The sequence below is a fragment of the Streptomyces sp. NPDC048584 genome, from assembly GCF_043199595.1.
In the GTDB taxonomy this organism is placed as follows: domain Bacteria; phylum Actinomycetota; class Actinomycetes; order Streptomycetales; family Streptomycetaceae; genus Streptomyces; species Streptomyces edwardsiae.
In genome coordinates this window covers 417,425-432,403 of sequence record NZ_JBICWF010000003.1, presented here as the reverse complement: position 1 = coordinate 432,403, position 14,979 = coordinate 417,425, and the positions used below count along the sequence as shown (strand labels likewise).

The window sequence follows — 14,979 nt, the reverse complement described above, 5'->3', positions numbered from 1 at the left end:
GCGGTGCGCAACGCTCACGATGTTCTCCTGGGGTGCTCGGCGACGGTGGTCCCGTCCTCGGGCCCCAGGCGCGGGGCCACGGTCATGCGGAACTCCCGGTGAAGGGCGGTCCGGGCGGCGAGGTACCCACACATACCGTGCACGCTGGGGCCGGGGGGCGTCGACGCTGAGCACAGGTACACACCGGGCAGGGGCGTGCGGTACGGATTCGGTGCGGGTACCGGTCGGCACACGGACTGTGTGAGGGTGATGGCTCCTGCACCGATGTCGCCGCCGGGATAGTTCGGGTTGTACGTCTCGTATTCGGCCGCCGGCACACCGCGCGCCGCGATGACCGTATCGGCGAAGCCGGGCGCGTACCGCTCGATGCGACGGGTGATCAGCGGCACCGGATCCCGGGTATCGCCGTTCGGGACGTGTGCGTAGGCCCACACAGGACGGCGGCCGCCCACGGCGCGGCCGGGGTCGGTCACGGCCGGGTCGACCACGAGCACGAACGGCTGATCGCCGGCCTCGCCCCGGACCGCCGCGTTCTCCGCCGCGAGCGTTTCCGCGCGGGTGCCTCCCAGGTGCACGGTCCCGGCCAGGCCCACCTCCGGGGTGGACCACGGGATGGGCTCGCTGACCAGGAAGTCGGCCTTCGCCGCGCCCGGACCGTAGCGGAAGCGGTCCAACGCCCGGCGGTAACGCGGCGGCAGCCGCTCGCCCGCCAGCGCGAGCAGACCGCGCGGTGTGGTGTCCAGCATGATCACCGGGGCGTCGAGCTCCGCGAGGTCGGTGATCCGGTGGCCGGTGTACACCATCCCGCCGTGCGCCCGCAGGTCGTCGGCCAGCGCCTCGGCGATGTGGACACTGCCGCCCCGGGGCAGCGGCCAGCCGGTGGCATGGGCCAGGTGCCCGAGCAGCAGGGCGATGGCTCCGGCGGGCAGGCTGGGCAGCCGGCCCATCGCGTGCGCCGCGACCCCGGTGAGCAGCGCCCGGGCAGCCTCGGTGCGCAGCCCGTTGGCCCGCAGGAGATGCCCGAGCAGACGCTCGCCGAGCAGCAGCGGGACGGTGAGGTCATGCGGCAGGGACCGCCGGCCGGACAGCAGGAGGTCGGTCACGCCCGTACTGTGCCGCACCAGCGGCTCCATCAGCCGCCGCCAGCGGCGCCCGTCCGGGCCGAGCCGGTCGCAGGTCCTGATGAGGTCGCGGTAGGCCAACGCGGCGCCGCCGTCCAAGGGGTGCGCGTAGACGATCGGGGGCTGCAGCAGCGCGACGCCGCGGGCAGCGAGGTCGAACTCCAGGAAGAAGGCCGACGCGGCTGCCATGGGGTGCACTGCCGCGCAGACGTCGTGCCAGACCTCGGAGTCGAACAGCGCTTCTCCGCGCAGGCCGCCGCCGACGGTGGCGGCCTGTTCGTGGACGTGCACGGTCAGCCCGGCACGCGCCATGGTGACGGCGGCGGCCAGCCCGTTCGGGCCGCTGCCGACGACGGCGACGTCGGCGCGCGTCATACCGGCGCTCCCTCGGTGGCGAACTGCTGGTCGGCGAGCCTGCGGTACACCGCGTCGGACTCCATGAGTTCTTGATGGGTGCCGACCGCTCGCACGCGTCCCCCCTCCATCACGATGATGCGGTCGGCCTGCATGATGGTGGACAGCCGGTGCGCGATGGCCAGCACGGCGCACTCACGAGCGGCTTCCGTCATCGCGTCGCGCAGCGCGGCCTCGGTGTCGCCGTCCAGGTGCGCGGTGACCTCGTCCAGCAGGATCACCTCTGGGCGCTGCAGCAGCGTGCGGGCGATGGCGAGCCGCTGCCTCTGGCCGCCGGACAGGCCGGCGCCGCGCTCGCCGAGCTCCGTGTCGAGCCCGTCGGGCAATGCGGCGACGAAGCCCTCCAGGCTGGCGAGCCGCAGCGCGCGGGCGATGTCGGCGGCGTCGGCCCCGGGGTTCACATACGTCAGGTTTTCCCGGATCGTGCCGCGCAGCAGCGGGGTGTCCTGCTCGACATAGCCGACCAGCGACCGCAGTTCGGCGAGCCTGAGGGTGGCGGTGTCGTAGCCCGCGACCCGGATGGTGCCGGAGTCCGGCCGGTAGAAACGTTCGATGAGCTGGAACGTCGTCGTCTTGCCGGCGCCGGAGGCACCGATGATCGCGGTCAGGCCTCGGCGCGGCAGGGTGAAGGATACGTCCCGCAGCACCGGGGCGTTGTCGTGGTAGGAGAAGCTGACGTTCTGGAAGCGGACCGCGGGCGGCTCCTCGGCGGGTTCGCGTTCCTGCCGCTGCTCGGGGTGAACGTCCTCTTCTTCCTCCCCCTCCTGTGGGATCGTTGCCAACTCCGTCACGCGCTGGATCGCGGCGCGGCCCTGCTGGATCTGGCCGATCGACAAAAAGAGCAGCACCAGCGGCGAGACAAGGTAGAAGAGGTACATCACGAACGCCGTGAGGTCGGCGGGCGGCAGTGACCCCGTGGCGACCCGGGCCATGCCCCAGGAGATGGCGACGGCGAGCGAGAGCTGTGTGCCGACATTCAACGCCGGAGTGAGCAGCGCGCTGAGCCCGGCGACTCGGATCCCACTGCGCCGTGCCTGGTCGGCCAGCCGGGTCAGCTCCTGGGTTTCCCGTTCCTCGGCGCGCGATGCCTTGACCGTGGTGAGGGCGCCGAGGACCCGTTGCAGGCCCGAGCCGAACGCGCCGACGTCCGTCCGGTTGCGCAGGGCGGCGATGCGCACCTGGCGGGCCAGCAGCAGCGCACCGCCACTGGCCACGCCAAGACAGCCGAGGGTGGTGAGCAACAGTTGCCAGTCGAGACCGGCCATCAGGACGATGGCGCCGACCACCATGAACACGGAGGTGACCACCTGCGCCATCGCCTGAGCGATGACCAGACAGGCGATGGAGGTGTCGGACACGGTGCGCGTGAAGACGTCACCGTGCTCCAGACGCGCGAAGTGCGGGATCTGGCTGCGGAGCAGGCGGCCGCCGAGGCTGCGCCGCGCGTCGAAGACGATGTTCTCCCCGGCCCGGCCGATCGCGTGTGCGTGCCCCGCGCTCAGCGCCGCGTCCGCGAGGAAGAACATCACGATCAACGTGATGGGCCGGGCGAGCGGCTTGTCGAGGGCCACAGCTTGGATCAGCTGGCCCAGCATCCACGGCTGGGCCAGCTTGGCCGCCGCGCCGGCCAGGCCCATGACCGAGCCGGAAACGAGTGGGACGCGGTGGCGGCGGACCGTCTCCCGAAGGTTCATGCCGGCTTGGTGTAGGACGCGACGAACACGCCAGCCGTGGGAACGTAGTCGGTACGCCGCCAGTCGCTGTAGTGGCCCTCAGGACGCAAGCCGGAGTCCTGAGCGTAGAGATCCACCTCGTCGGGGGTGAGCAGGCGCGTGGTCTCCGTGCCGATGCGGTGCGTGCCATCCGCCTCGAACAGGATGGTGGACACCTGCCAGATCCGGTTCTCCCCCAGGAGTGTGGCGTTCATCTGGAGACCGGTGTCCGGTTCCGGGAAGGGCACGAACAGCGTGGTGCGCGCCAGACCCTGGTGCAGTGCCTCGACGCCGGGACGGTTGTGCGTCTCGATCAGCAGTCTGCCACCGGGCCGCAGGTGTTCCGCCGCGCGGGCGATGACCTCTCGCTGCCCCTCGGGGTCGAGGATCAGCGAGAGCGTGGAGCAGATGCAGTAGACGAGGCCGTATCGCCGGTCGCCGCGGTAGGTCCGGATGTCGCCGAGCTCGGCGGTCACCTCGCCCTCGTCGGCCTTCTTCTCGAGAGCCGCCAGCATCTCCTGTGAGGAGTCCACACCGGTGATCGGGCCGACGCGGTGCGACAGCGGCAGGGCAACACGGCCCGTCCCCACACCGAACTCCAGCGTGCCCCAGGCGGGGTGCACATGGAATTCGGCCAGGGCGTCGACGGTGACCCGCGTAGCCCCGCCGCCCCGGAAGATGCGGTCGTACCAGCCGCCGAACTGCCTGCCGTAGCCGATATCGGCGATCGTCATGAGTTCTCCGTTTCAGGGATCAGTCGAAGGAACGCCCTCGCGGCGAGGGCCTGGCTGCCTCGGGCGGCCCGCGGGCGATGGTGCGCACGGGGCGCGTCCACGCAGTTCAAGCGGCAGGCGCGGCGATGGGCCGGGGCGGGGCGGGCTGGGGCGCGGCGGCCAGCTCGCGCCGGCGCTGTGACAGCACGTAGTGGATCGCCGGATGAGTGGCACCGAACGCGAGAACGAACCGGTTGAGCCCCATGAACTCGCCGATGCCGAGGTGGAACGCCGTCATCGTGCCGAGGTAGACGCGGGCGGCGGGTTTGGGGAGCACGTAGATGAGAGGGAAGCCGCACTCGATGGCGATCGTGCCCCAGGACAATGCCTTGGAGACCACCGGGCAGCGGGTCAGGAGCTTGTGTGCACGCGGGTCTCCGTAGTTCTTCGTCCGGATCACTCCGGCAACGGCGTCCCCCTTCAGCCAGACCGGGGAGACGGCCTTCACCAACCCGGAGGCGACGTAGGAGAGCGAAGTCTCCAACGCCAGCGTCCGCATCGCGAGATCGTCGGCCTGCTCGCGATCGCGGATCAGCCCGGTGGAAGCCATCGTGGCGTTGATGACCAGTTGCAGTTGGTCGGCGCCGTCCCGGCCGAACGGAATGAAGGTGGATTGCGCGCTCTGCAGGGCGGCCAGCGACGCGCCGCCCGCGATCCGTAGGGTCCGGTTCCTGGGCCATATGAAGGTGGCCGCCGACACGGCGGCCTGTGCACCGTAGACCGCGTAGGGGAACACCCTGGACGCCAACACGCGGTGCAGCCCGGGGTGCTGCTGTGCGAGCTGCGGATGGAAGGCATCGACCTGGCTTCCCAGCAGGTCGCCCTTCACGAACCGCTTGTGCTGGCTGAGTGTCTCCAGCGCCGCGACCAACGTCCCCGCGGAGGCGATGCGGCGTGCGGTGGTGGCCGGGTCCGGCGCGGTGCGAGGCAAGGCCACCCGGGTCAGACGACGGAACACGAGATCTCCTTGTGGTGGGAATGGGTACGGGCGGGCCGGGGACAGGACCTGGCCGTGGTCCTGGGGCAGGCTCAGGCATCGCCGGCGGTGGTGCACGCGCATTCGGCGTCACCGGCCGCCGGCGATCCCTGCGTTCTCGGTCAGCGGCACTCAGCCCGCTGCTGGATTCAGTAGGCGTTGCGTGCCAGGTAGTTGTTGATGTTCGCCGCCAGCGCCCCGAACCCGGCGGCGGCGAGCACGGCGACCTCCGGGCAGGTGACGGTGAGGAAGGTGGCCATCACGGGGTCGGCGGGGGTGTCGAGCGGGGAGGCGGCGTCGGCCTCCGAGAGCATCCCCGGGGAGACGTCGGCCAAGGCTTCGTTGGCGAACTGGGCTACGAGAGACATCTGGTCCCTTTCTTCGTGATCTTCGTGACGGATTTCTTGGTGGTCTTTCCGGCAAACGGTGACCGCTCCCCAGCGAGGCGTGACGCCCGCTTCGACTGAGGGTTCCGCCCTCACGCGTGCCCACGGCGGCCTGAGGGCTGGGCTCCCAGCCGATGCGGTCTCACCGTGCGGCAGCGGCCGCCGGCAGCGCGGGGTGCAGGGGAATGTGTTCGGAAGCGAACATGGGCTGCACCGCGTACTGTCCTTCGCGCTCGGGGTGGCCCTGCAGCATCATGAACTGGGTGTGGTCGGCGCCCGGCTCGTGCGGGGCCCGCGTGGTCAGGTAGCGCCGCATGAGCCGGTAGCCGGGACTGGAAACGATGTGGGGCAGGTCCGCGGACGACTCGTTGGCTGCCTTGACGATGACCTGGAGCGCGTCGAAGACGACCTTGGGAACACGGTTGCCCGCGTTCCAGACCAGGCTGTACCAGGGCCGGTCCCGGACCGCCTCGATTTCCCTCCAGGGAGTCGCCGTGCTGCCGGTGATGTCCCGGTAGAGCAGGTGCATGTCCGACACACCGGGATTGGGCCCGAAGAACCTCCAGTTGGGCGCCCGGAGAAGGCGTAGGGGTCCCCTCTCGAGGAGGTGGTCGAACCTCTGGTCGGGAAGCTGACCGGCTGCGGTGCTGACCAGCCACGTCGCGAGTCCGGTGGATACCGCCGCGTACACGGCACGCTGTCCGTTCATGTCCTGCTCCCCGGGACGATCAGCTCGGCAAGAGCCTTCGCGTGTGTCCGCTCCCCGACGATCCCGATATGGTTGGCGTCCTCACGCACGTGGTGCCGGCAGCGATCCGACAGCTCCAGCATCCGTTCCTGCGACGCCCGGTGCTTCACGGCACTGCGCGTGCCCTTCAGTGCCGTGACCACGTGCAACGGGACCGTCAGCTTCCCGAGGGGCGGGTAGGTGCGTGCCGCCATGTACTCCCGGTACGCGGTGGTCCATGTGCGCGGCAGGGCGTGGTACTCGGTGAGACTGTTCTTGATCTCCTCGGCATAGGGCTCGCGAAACGGTCCTATCGGACGCAGGATGTTGAGCCCGGCGGCAGCCCACAGGCATTCCAGCAGCAGCCGCTGCCGCGTCCACGAGTCGGAGGACTCGCCGACGATGGCCTGCAGGTCGTCGATGACCGTGGGATCCACCATCACCACGTGGGACAGCCCCGCGTCGCCGCGCGACCCGGCGTACGCGGCGGCCAGATACCCTCCGAGGGAGTGCCCCACCAGCACCACCGGCAGCCCGTCGAGGTAACGCTCGCGCAGTTGGTCGACTATCTGGAACTGCTCCTCCAGGGTGACCCCGGGCAGCGGGCTGCTGAGCCCGTGGCCCGGACGGTTGTAGCCCACGCAGGCCGCAGTCTCGGGCAGGTGCTCACGTACCCAGGCCCACTGCTCGTGCGGGAGGCCGAGGCCGTTGAAGAAGACGACTCCGAATGCGGCGCCCGACGGACGCCGGTGATCGACCTCGACCACACCGCCATCGACGCGAGGCATCGTGGAGAACGCCGCCATCCGCCGGCGCTTGCCGACGGTCCTCGTCCGTACACCGATCGCCCCACTGGCGACGCACAACCCCGCCACTCCGATGGCGAACTTCCGTTCGATCGACATCGTTCTCACCGTCGGCACTCCCATCCTCTCTCCTTCGGACACGTTGCTCTGCTGTGCGCACGCTCGCGCCCTACGGCCCGGCCGTCGTCCGGCAGCCGCCCCAGCCCGTTTGCGCGGAAACATCGCGTACTCGCCTTGCCATGGCGGTGGTTCGACCGGCCGGCACCGCAGAGACTGCTGACCGTCGGCGGGCCAGAGCAACGGCAGCCGGGTGTCCCGGACACACGCAGGCTGTCCGGGCTGGTCAGAGCCTTGTCCGCGGCACGTCCCGGACAGCCGGACATGGCGGAATTCCGCCGTTGCCCTGATGGCATGACCGCAGCAGGATGATGTTCATGGGGAACCTGGGGGAGGTATCACCGCACGATGCCCGAGACGCGGCCGGTTTCATCGAGTCGATGCGGCAGCTCAAAGAACGTTCCGGGCTGACGTATCGCGAATTGGAGGAGCGGGCCGCCCGACACGGTGACGTACTGGCGCGCAGCACGCTGGCCGACATCCTGAGGCGGACGAGCCTGCCGCGACCCGACGTACTGGCCGCGTTCGTCCGCGCCTGCGGGGACGGGCAGCAGGTCGGCGCCTGGCTGGACGCCAGGGACCGGATCGCCGCAGGGGTCGCCACCGTGCCTGCCGTGGCATCGGGCCCCGGGCCCGAGGCCACGACTCAACCGCGGACCGAGGGATCCGCGGCCCCCCAGCCACGCCGGACCAAGGGACGCGCGGTCGTCCTCGTGGCCTCACTCATGGTCCCGCCGCTCGCCTGGGGCGCCTGGGGGTTGCTCCACGACAGCTCCGATGATCCGGCCGCCGCTTTCCGGGCTCCCGCCGACGGCTGGGTCACCATCCACCCCGCCCATACGCCCGACCTCTGCCTGACCGACGGACGCGACCGGGACGGCGCCTACCCCAGCGCCGTCGCCGCCCAGCTCCCCTGCGCCCAGGCCACCGTGCCGCGCACCTACCTCGAACGGGCCGGCGGGAACTTCTACCGCATCCAGTGGCATCACCCCCAGGAGGGGAAAGGATGCCTGACGGTCATGAGCTCCGGCCCGGTCAAAGGCATGCTGGAGCCCCGGGACGACTGTGCCCGGGCCACCCTGTTCCGCGTTGAAGCCACCGCCGGTGACGGCAAGGGTTTCCGGCTTCGCCCGGCCAACAGCAGCATGTGCATCGGCATCGCCGACAACGACACCGCTGAGGGAGCCGAGGCGACCGAAGAACGATGTACGGGCGCGGCCGACCAGCGGTTCCTCATCCGGACGGGCTGACGGTCCGTGCCGAGCTCCACTGCGGTCCGGCCGCCTGGTCTGGGATCTCGGCGTGAAGCCACCGCTCGCCCGCCGCGGCACCGCACACGGCTCCGGGTCGTGGAGCGCGCGTTCGCTCGGACGTCAACGGGTTCTTCCGCGCATCGGTCCGTGGCCGGCTCCCGGCCCTCGCTCAGCAGGCCGAGATGCAGCGGACCGTCGAGGTCCCCGCCGACCACGGCTTTCCACCGGGCACGCGCGACGGGCTCGGCCTGTTCTGGGCACCGCTGTCCTGCGGCGGCGGCTACTGGGGGGCACAGCGGGGACGGATTCGGGTACATGGTGTGGCCTGCCACGACTGCGGACGGCGGGAGCACCGTCACGGTCTCATCGCGCAGCCGGCCAGGCGACGAAAGCAGCGCCGCGCGGCAGAAGGAAGTGGGCCCCGCCTCCGCCGTGTCGGCGAGCCGTGGGCTGTCAGCCGGCGGCCGGCAGGTCCGGGCGCAGCTCGGTTCGAAGCCGCTGGAACGCGGTCGGGAACGGCCGTTGTGGGAGGAAGGCCCTGATCTGCCGTGCACAGTCCATGGCACCGGTTGTGGTCGTGTCGCATTCGACGTCGTACAGGCCATGCGTATGGACACGCTGGAACTGCCGCGCCGCGAGGCCCGCCGGGCGGTCGCCCCGCGCTTGCTCACGCCGTTGCAGCTCGTCCAGCGAACACCGCACACCGACCAGGACGACGTCCGCCGGGCGGAAGAGCCCGAGGCAGTCCAGCAGACGCCACTCCTCGCTCAACACGTGATCCACCACGATGTCGTTGCCGGCCGCCGCCATCCCCGCGACCGCTCGGTGGTAGCCCAACCACGTGCGGCGCAGCACCTCGGGCAGTTCCTCCGCAGAGACGTCCCGGTGTGAGCGCATCGCGTGGAAGGCATCCACGGGCATGTGGAAGGACGGCTCGTCCAGGATCTGGAGCAGGGCCTTCGCGATGCTGGATTTGCCCGAACTGGACGTCCCGTTCAAGAAGATGATCCGGCCGCCGGCCGCCGGCGCAGGGACGGCGCGGTGGTCAGCCGCCTCGAGGACTGTCTCGTCACCGGTTCTGGGCACTCGGGCTCCTTCGTAGTCACCAATCGAGTCTGATCATCATCGCCGTCTTCCGGCGGGAGTGACAATGTCAATGACCGGCGAGCCGGGCATGACAGACCCCGGGTCCTGCAGTGGGGGCATGCCACACGAACAGCGCGGCGCGACCGTGGGCCAAGACGTCGAGATTCCGGTGCCGGCCGACGGTGAGACCTGGACGGTCGGCGCCGTCATACTCGATCCGCGCGGCCATGCCTTCGCTCGGAAGCGCAGCGCCGACCGGCGGCTTTTCCCGACTGCTGGCACATCGTCGGCGGTCATGTCGAGCCCGGCGAATCGTTGCCGGACGCCCTCGTCCGCGAGGTCCAGGAGGAGACCGGATAACGCCTGCGCCATTCCGGCGGCTCCTCGGGGTCAGTATCTGGACCGGCGACGACGGGTACGGAACACGGCACGAGGCCGACCATCTCGTCGACGTCGGCGCCCTGGATCATCCCGCTCCGGAACGGTCCAAGCACACCGCCTACGACGGGTTCGGCGCCGACGACCTGCCCCGCCATGACCCCGCCGTCCGGACACGGCAGGAAGCGGCCGGGGCCGCTCCTCGCCCCACCTGCTTGGTCCGTGAACTGTGTGAGGGGGGTGGGGATCGAAGAGCGGTCCTTGATCACCAGAATGTAGGTTCCGGCCATGACTGGTGACTGGCGGATGGACCGGATCGGGGCTGCGCTGAAGGGCGAGAACCCGACCGTGCTGCGACGGCTGACGTCGGGGTTCGCGGTGATCGGGGACGTTCAGTTCCTGCCGGGCTACTCGGTTCTGCTCGTGGACGTGCCGGAGGTGCAGCGGCTGTCGGAACTGCCGAAGGCCAAGCGGCTGTCGTTCCTGTCTGACATGGACCAGCTCGGTGAAGCGGTCGAGCGTGCCTGTCGGCGGCTGGATCCGGCTTTCCGCCGGGTCAATCTGGAGATCCTGGGGAACACGGACCCGTTCTTGCATGCGCATGTCTGGCCGCGGTTCGAGTGGGAGCCGGCCGATGTGGTGGCCAAGCCGGTGTGGCTCTATCCGCGTGAACGATGGAGCGACAAACGGTTCAGGCTCGGTCCGCAGCATGACGCGCTGCGGGATGCGATCGGCAGCGAACTGGACCAGCTGCGCTCGGGGACCTGAGTGTTGCGGGCCCGCCGACCGTCAGGTCGGCGGGCCAGGTGATCGGTGACGGTCAGCCGACGCTCACTGGAGGCGTCCGAGCGAAGTGATGTCGGTGACGCGGATGGTGATCGTGGGACGGGCGGCACCCTGGGTAGGCGAGCAGGGCGAACAGCGGACGGCGCGTGCCGTCGATGTACCGGTCCTGATCGTGAGGCGGCACATGGCGGAAGGTTTTTCACCGTGCTGCGTGGCGCCGGCGGCGCCACTTCTGGCACCAGGCCCGGCCCGCACCGGCGGTCTCGGTGGCCCCCCGGCTCAGTTGCCCCGCCAGATGTTGTCGAAGGCCGCCTGCTCGATGGTTTCACGTTGCCGTACGGCGGCCAGTTGTGTGACGGCGTCGTAGACGGTGCCCACGACAACGCCCTGGTCGTCGGTCAGTCCAGTGGACAGGGTGTCCGGCTGGTCGGTGACGCCCGCCGCGGCCGCCAGTCCGCGGAGGACGGGTTCGCCGGTGCTCCAGTGCTCGGCTGCCAGACGCAGCGCCGGGGCGTCCGGCGACGTCGGGTCAGCCCGGCGGAACGGGTTGCGCCGAGGACGGGCGGGTGCCACCAGCCCTTCCGCTTCGAGCGTGGCACGGTAGCGGGCGGCGAGGTCCCGGCCGCGACGCCGCAGCCAGTCCCCCACGGTCTCGTACGGTTCCTGCCGCAGGAGCGCCGACGCGGCTTCCCGCAGCAGGGGATCGTCGATTTCCGGCGGGGCGCCGGGCACGACCCGGTCGTCCTCGATGGTGACGGCGTGGGAGTCGACGAGGTCGATCAGTTCGGCTCCCGCCAGAGCGAGCGAGAGGTCCCCCTGTTCCACGCCGGGGTTGCTCTCCGGTCCGGCGGCAACGATCGCGAGGTCCCGGGCGGTGGTCATGTGCGGCTCCAGATGTGGCAGGGCGATCATGGCCGGCTGAGCCGTTCCGGCTCAGTGCGTCGGCCGGTGACCGAGCGGCGGAGGGGACTGGGGCATTCAACCACTCCCCCGACACGGTAAGCACGCGCGGAGGGCTGGGCTCGTCGCGGGACAGGCGCTCCGGCGCGGAGCGCGCGCGACACGGACCGCCGCCCCTCGACAGAGGCTCGCCCGCGCGTCGGCGTCACGGAGGTACGCCGTCACTCCGCAACCGACCGCGCGTGCACAGCCACCCGGCGCTTCGCCACACGGCGGCACCGGCCGCCGGACAGGCACGCCCGCTGCCGTCCCGTACGAAGCCGCGACCCGGATCGCGTACTGCTCGCCGCGTCCCACGACGAACCGCTCGTCCTCCAGCGTGCCGTCGACGGGCGGCGAGGCCCTGACGGGCGTCCTCTCTGCGGGAGGGGCGGTCTCCACGCGGCATAGCATGTCCGGCATGGAGCTGCGTCAGGTGCGGTACTTCGTGGCGGTAGCCGAAGAGCTCAACTTCGGCCGGGCCGCCGAACGGCTCCTGATCGCCGGTCCGTCCCTGTCCCAGCAGATCAAGGCTCTGGAACGGGATCTCGGCGTGCGGCTGTTCGACCGCGACCGCCGCTCGGTGTCGCTCACCACCGCCGGTGCGGCGCTGCTTCCGCGTGCGCGTGCCCTGTTGGAACAGGCCGACGGCTTCCGGCACGAGGCACGTCGGTTGTCAGGTTCGGAGCCGATCCGAATCGGTTACGTCAACTGGGTCCCGGCGGACCTCCTCGCCCGTACGTCGTCCGTGGCGCAGGTGCACGTCGACGCGTGGGTGGCGCCCTCGCACACCCAGGCCGGGCGGGTCGCCGACGGCAGCCTGGACCTGGCCGTGTGCTGGGTGCGGACGGGCGATCTGGAGAGGCTCGGCCTGCGCTCCAGGCTTGTCGGCGCCGACCGGCTCCACGCCCTCGCGCCGGCGGGCGACACCGGCGACGTGGCCGCCCGGGACACCCTCGTCCTGCTGGACGACGACACCATCTCCTGGTCGTCGTGGAACGCGTACGCCGAGCGGTTGGCCCGGGACACGGGGGCACGCGCGATGCGCATCTCCGACAACGGCATCACCGGGCCCGCGTTCTACGACCACGTCCGCCGCACCGGCCGCCCGGTCGTCAACTCACCGAAGGGGCAGACCGCTTCGATCCCCCCTGACCTGGTCCGGCGTCCCGTCGTGGCGCCCGAGATCCACTGGACCTGGTCGCTCGTGTGGCGTCGGAACGACTCCCGCCCCGAAGTCACCGGCGTGGTCGACGCCCTGTGCGACGACGTGGGAGACCTGGGCCTCGACGGACCCGACGTCTGGCTCCCCGAGGGCGACCCGTACCGGCGTCGGCCGTCCGAGGCGCGCTGATGTCGGCGTGAGTTCCGCGCATGACGCTTCGTACCCGTCCGCCCGGCCGGGAGGGGCGGGGTCCGAGCAGCGCCAGGCAGTTGTCCCACAGCGCTTCGAGCAGTTCGATGAGCGACCGCGCAACGTCGAGAATCCTGCTTCCGGCATCGCTCGTGCGCACCGAGCGTGGAGCGTACGGCCATTCGTCTGTCACCTCGAGGGCGGAACAGCCCGTGCGGGAGCGTCAGTCGAGCCTGGTCACCTGGTAGTGGGTGAGGTACCACCGGGCGTCGTCGCGCTTGAGGACGACGCTGAGAGTGACATGAATGCCCGGCTTGTCGGTGAAGGTGAAGTCCACCGCGAGATACCCGAGGAGAGCGTCGTCCGCGAGGCTCCGGGTCTCGAGCAACGAGTACTCGGCCACCAGTCCGCGGGGCTGAGAGTCGTAGTACCGGGCGACGCCTTCGCGGCCGACGCTGTAGGGGTGGAGTCCCTGGAAGATGGCGTCCTCGGTGAAGAGCGCCGCGACCTTCTCCGGTTCGTGCGCGTCGACCGCGGACTTCCACCGGTCCATGACGCCGCGTACGACGGCTTCCTGCTCCGCTGTTCTGCTCATCGCTGAATCCTCTCGTCGGGACGGGGTGGAGGTCACGCGGCGGGGGCGGCAGGCCCCGGGTCGTTGGGGTGCGGCTGTACGGCGGTCACGTCGGCGGTCATCCAGGGCCACAGGGGCAGGCTGCCGATGACGTTCTCGCGCAGATCCGCCTCGTCCTTCGCGCGCCACAGACCGATGCTGTGACGCTCGCCCACCGGCCGCCACAACCGGACGAGGTGACCGCTGCGGGCCAGTTCCCCCGCCCGGGCCGACTCGGCCGCGCGGCGCCGGTCGACCTCGGCGGGGTCCGTCCCCTCGGGCACGGTCGTGGTGAGTACGACCAAGAACTCGTCCATCGTGTTCCTCCTGAGCCTGAGTGAGCGGGTCGCCTGCCGTGAGCCGTGCCTCGCCGGTGCTCCCTGGACACATGGTCGGACAGCCGTCGCGGGGCAGCGAGGCGTGTCCGATCACGCGCTCCGCCGCAAGGCCGCCGGCTGCTCGCCGACGGCGGAGTGTCCCGGGACGGACGACCGTTCGGCTGTCCGGGGCGACCGTACATTCGCGCCCGCCTCCTTCATGAACCGCTGCATGACGGCTTTCCTCCCTGCTGGGAGGCTCAGGCTCCCACCGCAGGTCAGAGCCTTGCCGGCCGACAGTCGGGGCGGGGAGCCCTGAAATGGGACGACCGGTCGTCTGGTTGTAGCCCGCGACCGGCCGATGAGCACGGGCCGGCAACATCACCCCCACTTGAGAGCGAAGAAGGACATCATGAGCAACTACGCCAAGAAGGTCGCCGTGATCACCGGCGCGTCCCAGGGCATCGGCGCCGCGCTGGCCGAGGCGTACCGCAAGCACGGGTACGCCGTGGTCGCCACCTCGCGGACCGTCGCCGTCGTGGACGAGCCGGACTTCGTGACCGTCCGGGGCGACATCGCCGACCCGGCCACGGCCGAGCGCGTCGCCGCCACCGCGATCGAACGGTTCGGCCGCATCGACACCCTGGTCAACAACGCCGGACTCTTCGTCGCCAAGCCGTTCACCGCGTACACGCGGGAGGACTTCGACGCGGTCACCGGAGTCAATCTGACGGGGTTCTTCCGTCTGACGCAGCTCGCCGTCGAGCAGATGCTCCGTCAAGGCGGCGGCCACGTCGTGCAGGTCACCACGAGCCTGGTCGACCACGCCCTGTCCGCCGTGCCCTCGGTGCTGGCCTCGCTGACCAAGGGCGGCCTGCAGTCGGCCACCAAGGCGCTGGCCATCGAGTACGCCTCCGAGGGCATCCGCAGCAACGCGGTCGCCCTGGGCGTCATCAAGACCCCGATGCATTCGGAGGAGAACTTCGACACGTTCGCCGCCCTGCACCCGGTCGGGCGGATGGGCGAGATCAGCGACATCGTCGACGCCGTGCTGTTCCTGGAGAACGCGCCGTTCGTCACCGGCGAGGTGCTGCACGTCGACGGTGGTCAGAGCGCCGGTCACTGATCGGCGGGGGGGGGGGGGCGCCCGGGGCCCCCCCCCCCCCGGGCCGGCCCAACCCCCCGTAACCCCCGCGGGCGGCCGGGTGCCCGGGCACCAAA

The 14,979-nt window shown here is 70.6% G+C and carries 17 protein-coding genes; 5 read left to right on the top strand and 12 right to left on the bottom strand.

The window, feature by feature from the left end; genetic code table 11:
- Window positions 1-14: 14 nt before the first annotated feature.
- The 7 genes from ACGFR9_RS09940 to ACGFR9_RS09910 form a co-directional block, all read right to left on the bottom strand.
- Window positions 15-1,496: a phytoene desaturase family protein gene (locus ACGFR9_RS09940; RefSeq protein WP_393204986.1), complete on the bottom strand. Its 1,482-nt coding sequence runs from the start codon at window positions 1,494-1,496 to the stop codon at window positions 15-17.
- Window positions 1,493-3,229: an ABC transporter ATP-binding protein gene (locus ACGFR9_RS09935; RefSeq protein ID WP_393204983.1), complete on the bottom strand. Its 1,737-nt coding sequence runs from the start codon at window positions 3,227-3,229 to the stop codon at window positions 1,493-1,495. The genes ACGFR9_RS09940 and ACGFR9_RS09935 overlap by 4 nt, the downstream gene beginning before the upstream one ends.
- On the bottom strand, window positions 3,226-3,981 hold the full coding sequence (locus tag ACGFR9_RS09930) for a class I SAM-dependent methyltransferase (RefSeq protein ID WP_393204980.1): 756 nt from the start codon (window positions 3,979-3,981) through the stop codon (window positions 3,226-3,228). Before ACGFR9_RS09930 ends, ACGFR9_RS09935 begins: the two co-directional genes overlap by 4 nt.
- A 106-nt stretch (window positions 3,982-4,087) precedes the next feature.
- Entirely contained in the window at window positions 4,088-4,978 is an 891-nt protein-coding gene (locus tag ACGFR9_RS09925; RefSeq protein ID WP_393204977.1) for a hypothetical protein, read from the bottom strand.
- Between the two features lie 167 nt (window positions 4,979-5,145).
- Window positions 5,146-5,364, bottom strand: a complete 219-nt coding sequence (locus ACGFR9_RS09920) for a linaridin-like RiPP (protein WP_393204974.1) — start codon at window positions 5,362-5,364, stop codon at window positions 5,146-5,148.
- A 160-nt stretch (window positions 5,365-5,524) separates the two neighbouring features.
- The gene (locus tag ACGFR9_RS09915; RefSeq protein WP_393204971.1) at window positions 5,525-6,091 is read right to left on the bottom strand and encodes a hypothetical protein; all 567 of its coding nucleotides are present in this window, start codon (window positions 6,089-6,091) and stop codon (window positions 5,525-5,527) included.
- Entirely contained in the window at window positions 6,088-7,014 is a 927-nt protein-coding gene (locus ACGFR9_RS09910) for an alpha/beta fold hydrolase (RefSeq protein ID WP_393204968.1), read from the bottom strand. The genes ACGFR9_RS09915 and ACGFR9_RS09910 overlap by 4 nt, the downstream gene beginning before the upstream one ends.
- A 398-nt stretch (window positions 7,015-7,412) precedes the next feature.
- Between ACGFR9_RS09910 and ACGFR9_RS09905 the strand changes: the two genes are divergently transcribed.
- The gene (locus ACGFR9_RS09905; protein ID WP_393204965.1) at window positions 7,413-8,282 is read left to right on the top strand and encodes a helix-turn-helix domain-containing protein; all 870 of its coding nucleotides are present in this window, start codon (window positions 7,413-7,415) and stop codon (window positions 8,280-8,282) included.
- A gap of 456 nt (window positions 8,283-8,738) precedes the next feature.
- Here ACGFR9_RS09905 and ACGFR9_RS09900 read toward each other — a convergent pair whose 3' ends face one another.
- The gene (locus ACGFR9_RS09900; RefSeq protein WP_393205208.1) at window positions 8,739-9,293 is read right to left on the bottom strand and encodes a chloramphenicol phosphotransferase CPT family protein; all 555 of its coding nucleotides are present in this window, start codon (window positions 9,291-9,293) and stop codon (window positions 8,739-8,741) included.
- A gap of 267 nt (window positions 9,294-9,560) precedes the next feature.
- On the opposite strand from ACGFR9_RS09900, the gene ACGFR9_RS09895 reads away from it, so the two are divergent.
- Complete coding sequence (locus ACGFR9_RS09895) at window positions 9,561-9,731, top strand: NUDIX hydrolase (RefSeq protein ID WP_393205205.1); 171 nt, start codon at window positions 9,561-9,563, stop codon at window positions 9,729-9,731.
- On the opposite strand, the gene ACGFR9_RS09890 is transcribed toward ACGFR9_RS09895, so the two are convergent.
- Window positions 9,665-10,039 (bottom strand): hypothetical protein, encoded by a 375-nt coding sequence (locus ACGFR9_RS09890; protein WP_393204962.1) that lies wholly within the window; start codon window positions 10,037-10,039, stop codon window positions 9,665-9,667. The two genes, ACGFR9_RS09895 and ACGFR9_RS09890, sit on opposite strands and share 67 nt — an antisense overlap.
- Here ACGFR9_RS09890 and ACGFR9_RS09885 point away from each other — a divergent pair.
- Window positions 10,038-10,517 carry an HIT family protein gene (locus ACGFR9_RS09885; protein WP_393204959.1) on the top strand — a complete coding sequence of 160 codons (480 nt, stop codon included), beginning with the start codon at window positions 10,038-10,040 and terminating at the stop codon, window positions 10,515-10,517. The two genes, ACGFR9_RS09890 and ACGFR9_RS09885, sit on opposite strands and share 2 nt — an antisense overlap.
- A gap of 297 nt (window positions 10,518-10,814) precedes the next feature.
- On the opposite strand, the gene ACGFR9_RS09880 is transcribed toward ACGFR9_RS09885, so the two are convergent.
- On the bottom strand, window positions 10,815-11,417 hold the full coding sequence (locus ACGFR9_RS09880; protein ID WP_393204956.1) for a GPP34 family phosphoprotein: 603 nt from the start codon (window positions 11,415-11,417) through the stop codon (window positions 10,815-10,817).
- A gap of 469 nt (window positions 11,418-11,886) precedes the next feature.
- On the opposite strand from ACGFR9_RS09880, the gene ACGFR9_RS09875 reads away from it, so the two are divergent.
- A complete protein-coding gene (locus tag ACGFR9_RS09875; RefSeq protein WP_393204953.1) occupies window positions 11,887-12,828 on the top strand; it encodes a LysR family transcriptional regulator in 942 nt (313 codons plus the stop codon).
- Between the two features lie 223 nt (window positions 12,829-13,051).
- Here ACGFR9_RS09875 and ACGFR9_RS09870 read toward each other — a convergent pair whose 3' ends face one another.
- Both ACGFR9_RS09870 and ACGFR9_RS09865 read right to left on the bottom strand, forming a co-directional pair.
- Window positions 13,052-13,423 carry an SgcJ/EcaC family oxidoreductase gene (locus ACGFR9_RS09870; protein WP_393204950.1) on the bottom strand — a complete coding sequence of 124 codons (372 nt, stop codon included), beginning with the start codon at window positions 13,421-13,423 and terminating at the stop codon, window positions 13,052-13,054.
- A gap of 32 nt (window positions 13,424-13,455) precedes the next feature.
- Window positions 13,456-13,758 (bottom strand): muconolactone Delta-isomerase family protein, encoded by a 303-nt coding sequence (locus ACGFR9_RS09865; RefSeq protein WP_393204948.1) that lies wholly within the window; start codon window positions 13,756-13,758, stop codon window positions 13,456-13,458.
- A 412-nt stretch (window positions 13,759-14,170) separates the two neighbouring features.
- Here ACGFR9_RS09865 and ACGFR9_RS09860 point away from each other — a divergent pair, with 412 nt between their 5' ends.
- Window positions 14,171-14,884, top strand: coding sequence for an SDR family NAD(P)-dependent oxidoreductase (locus ACGFR9_RS09860; RefSeq protein ID WP_393204945.1), 714 nt, complete (start codon window positions 14,171-14,173; stop codon window positions 14,882-14,884).
- Window positions 14,885-14,979: the final 95 nt, after the last annotated feature.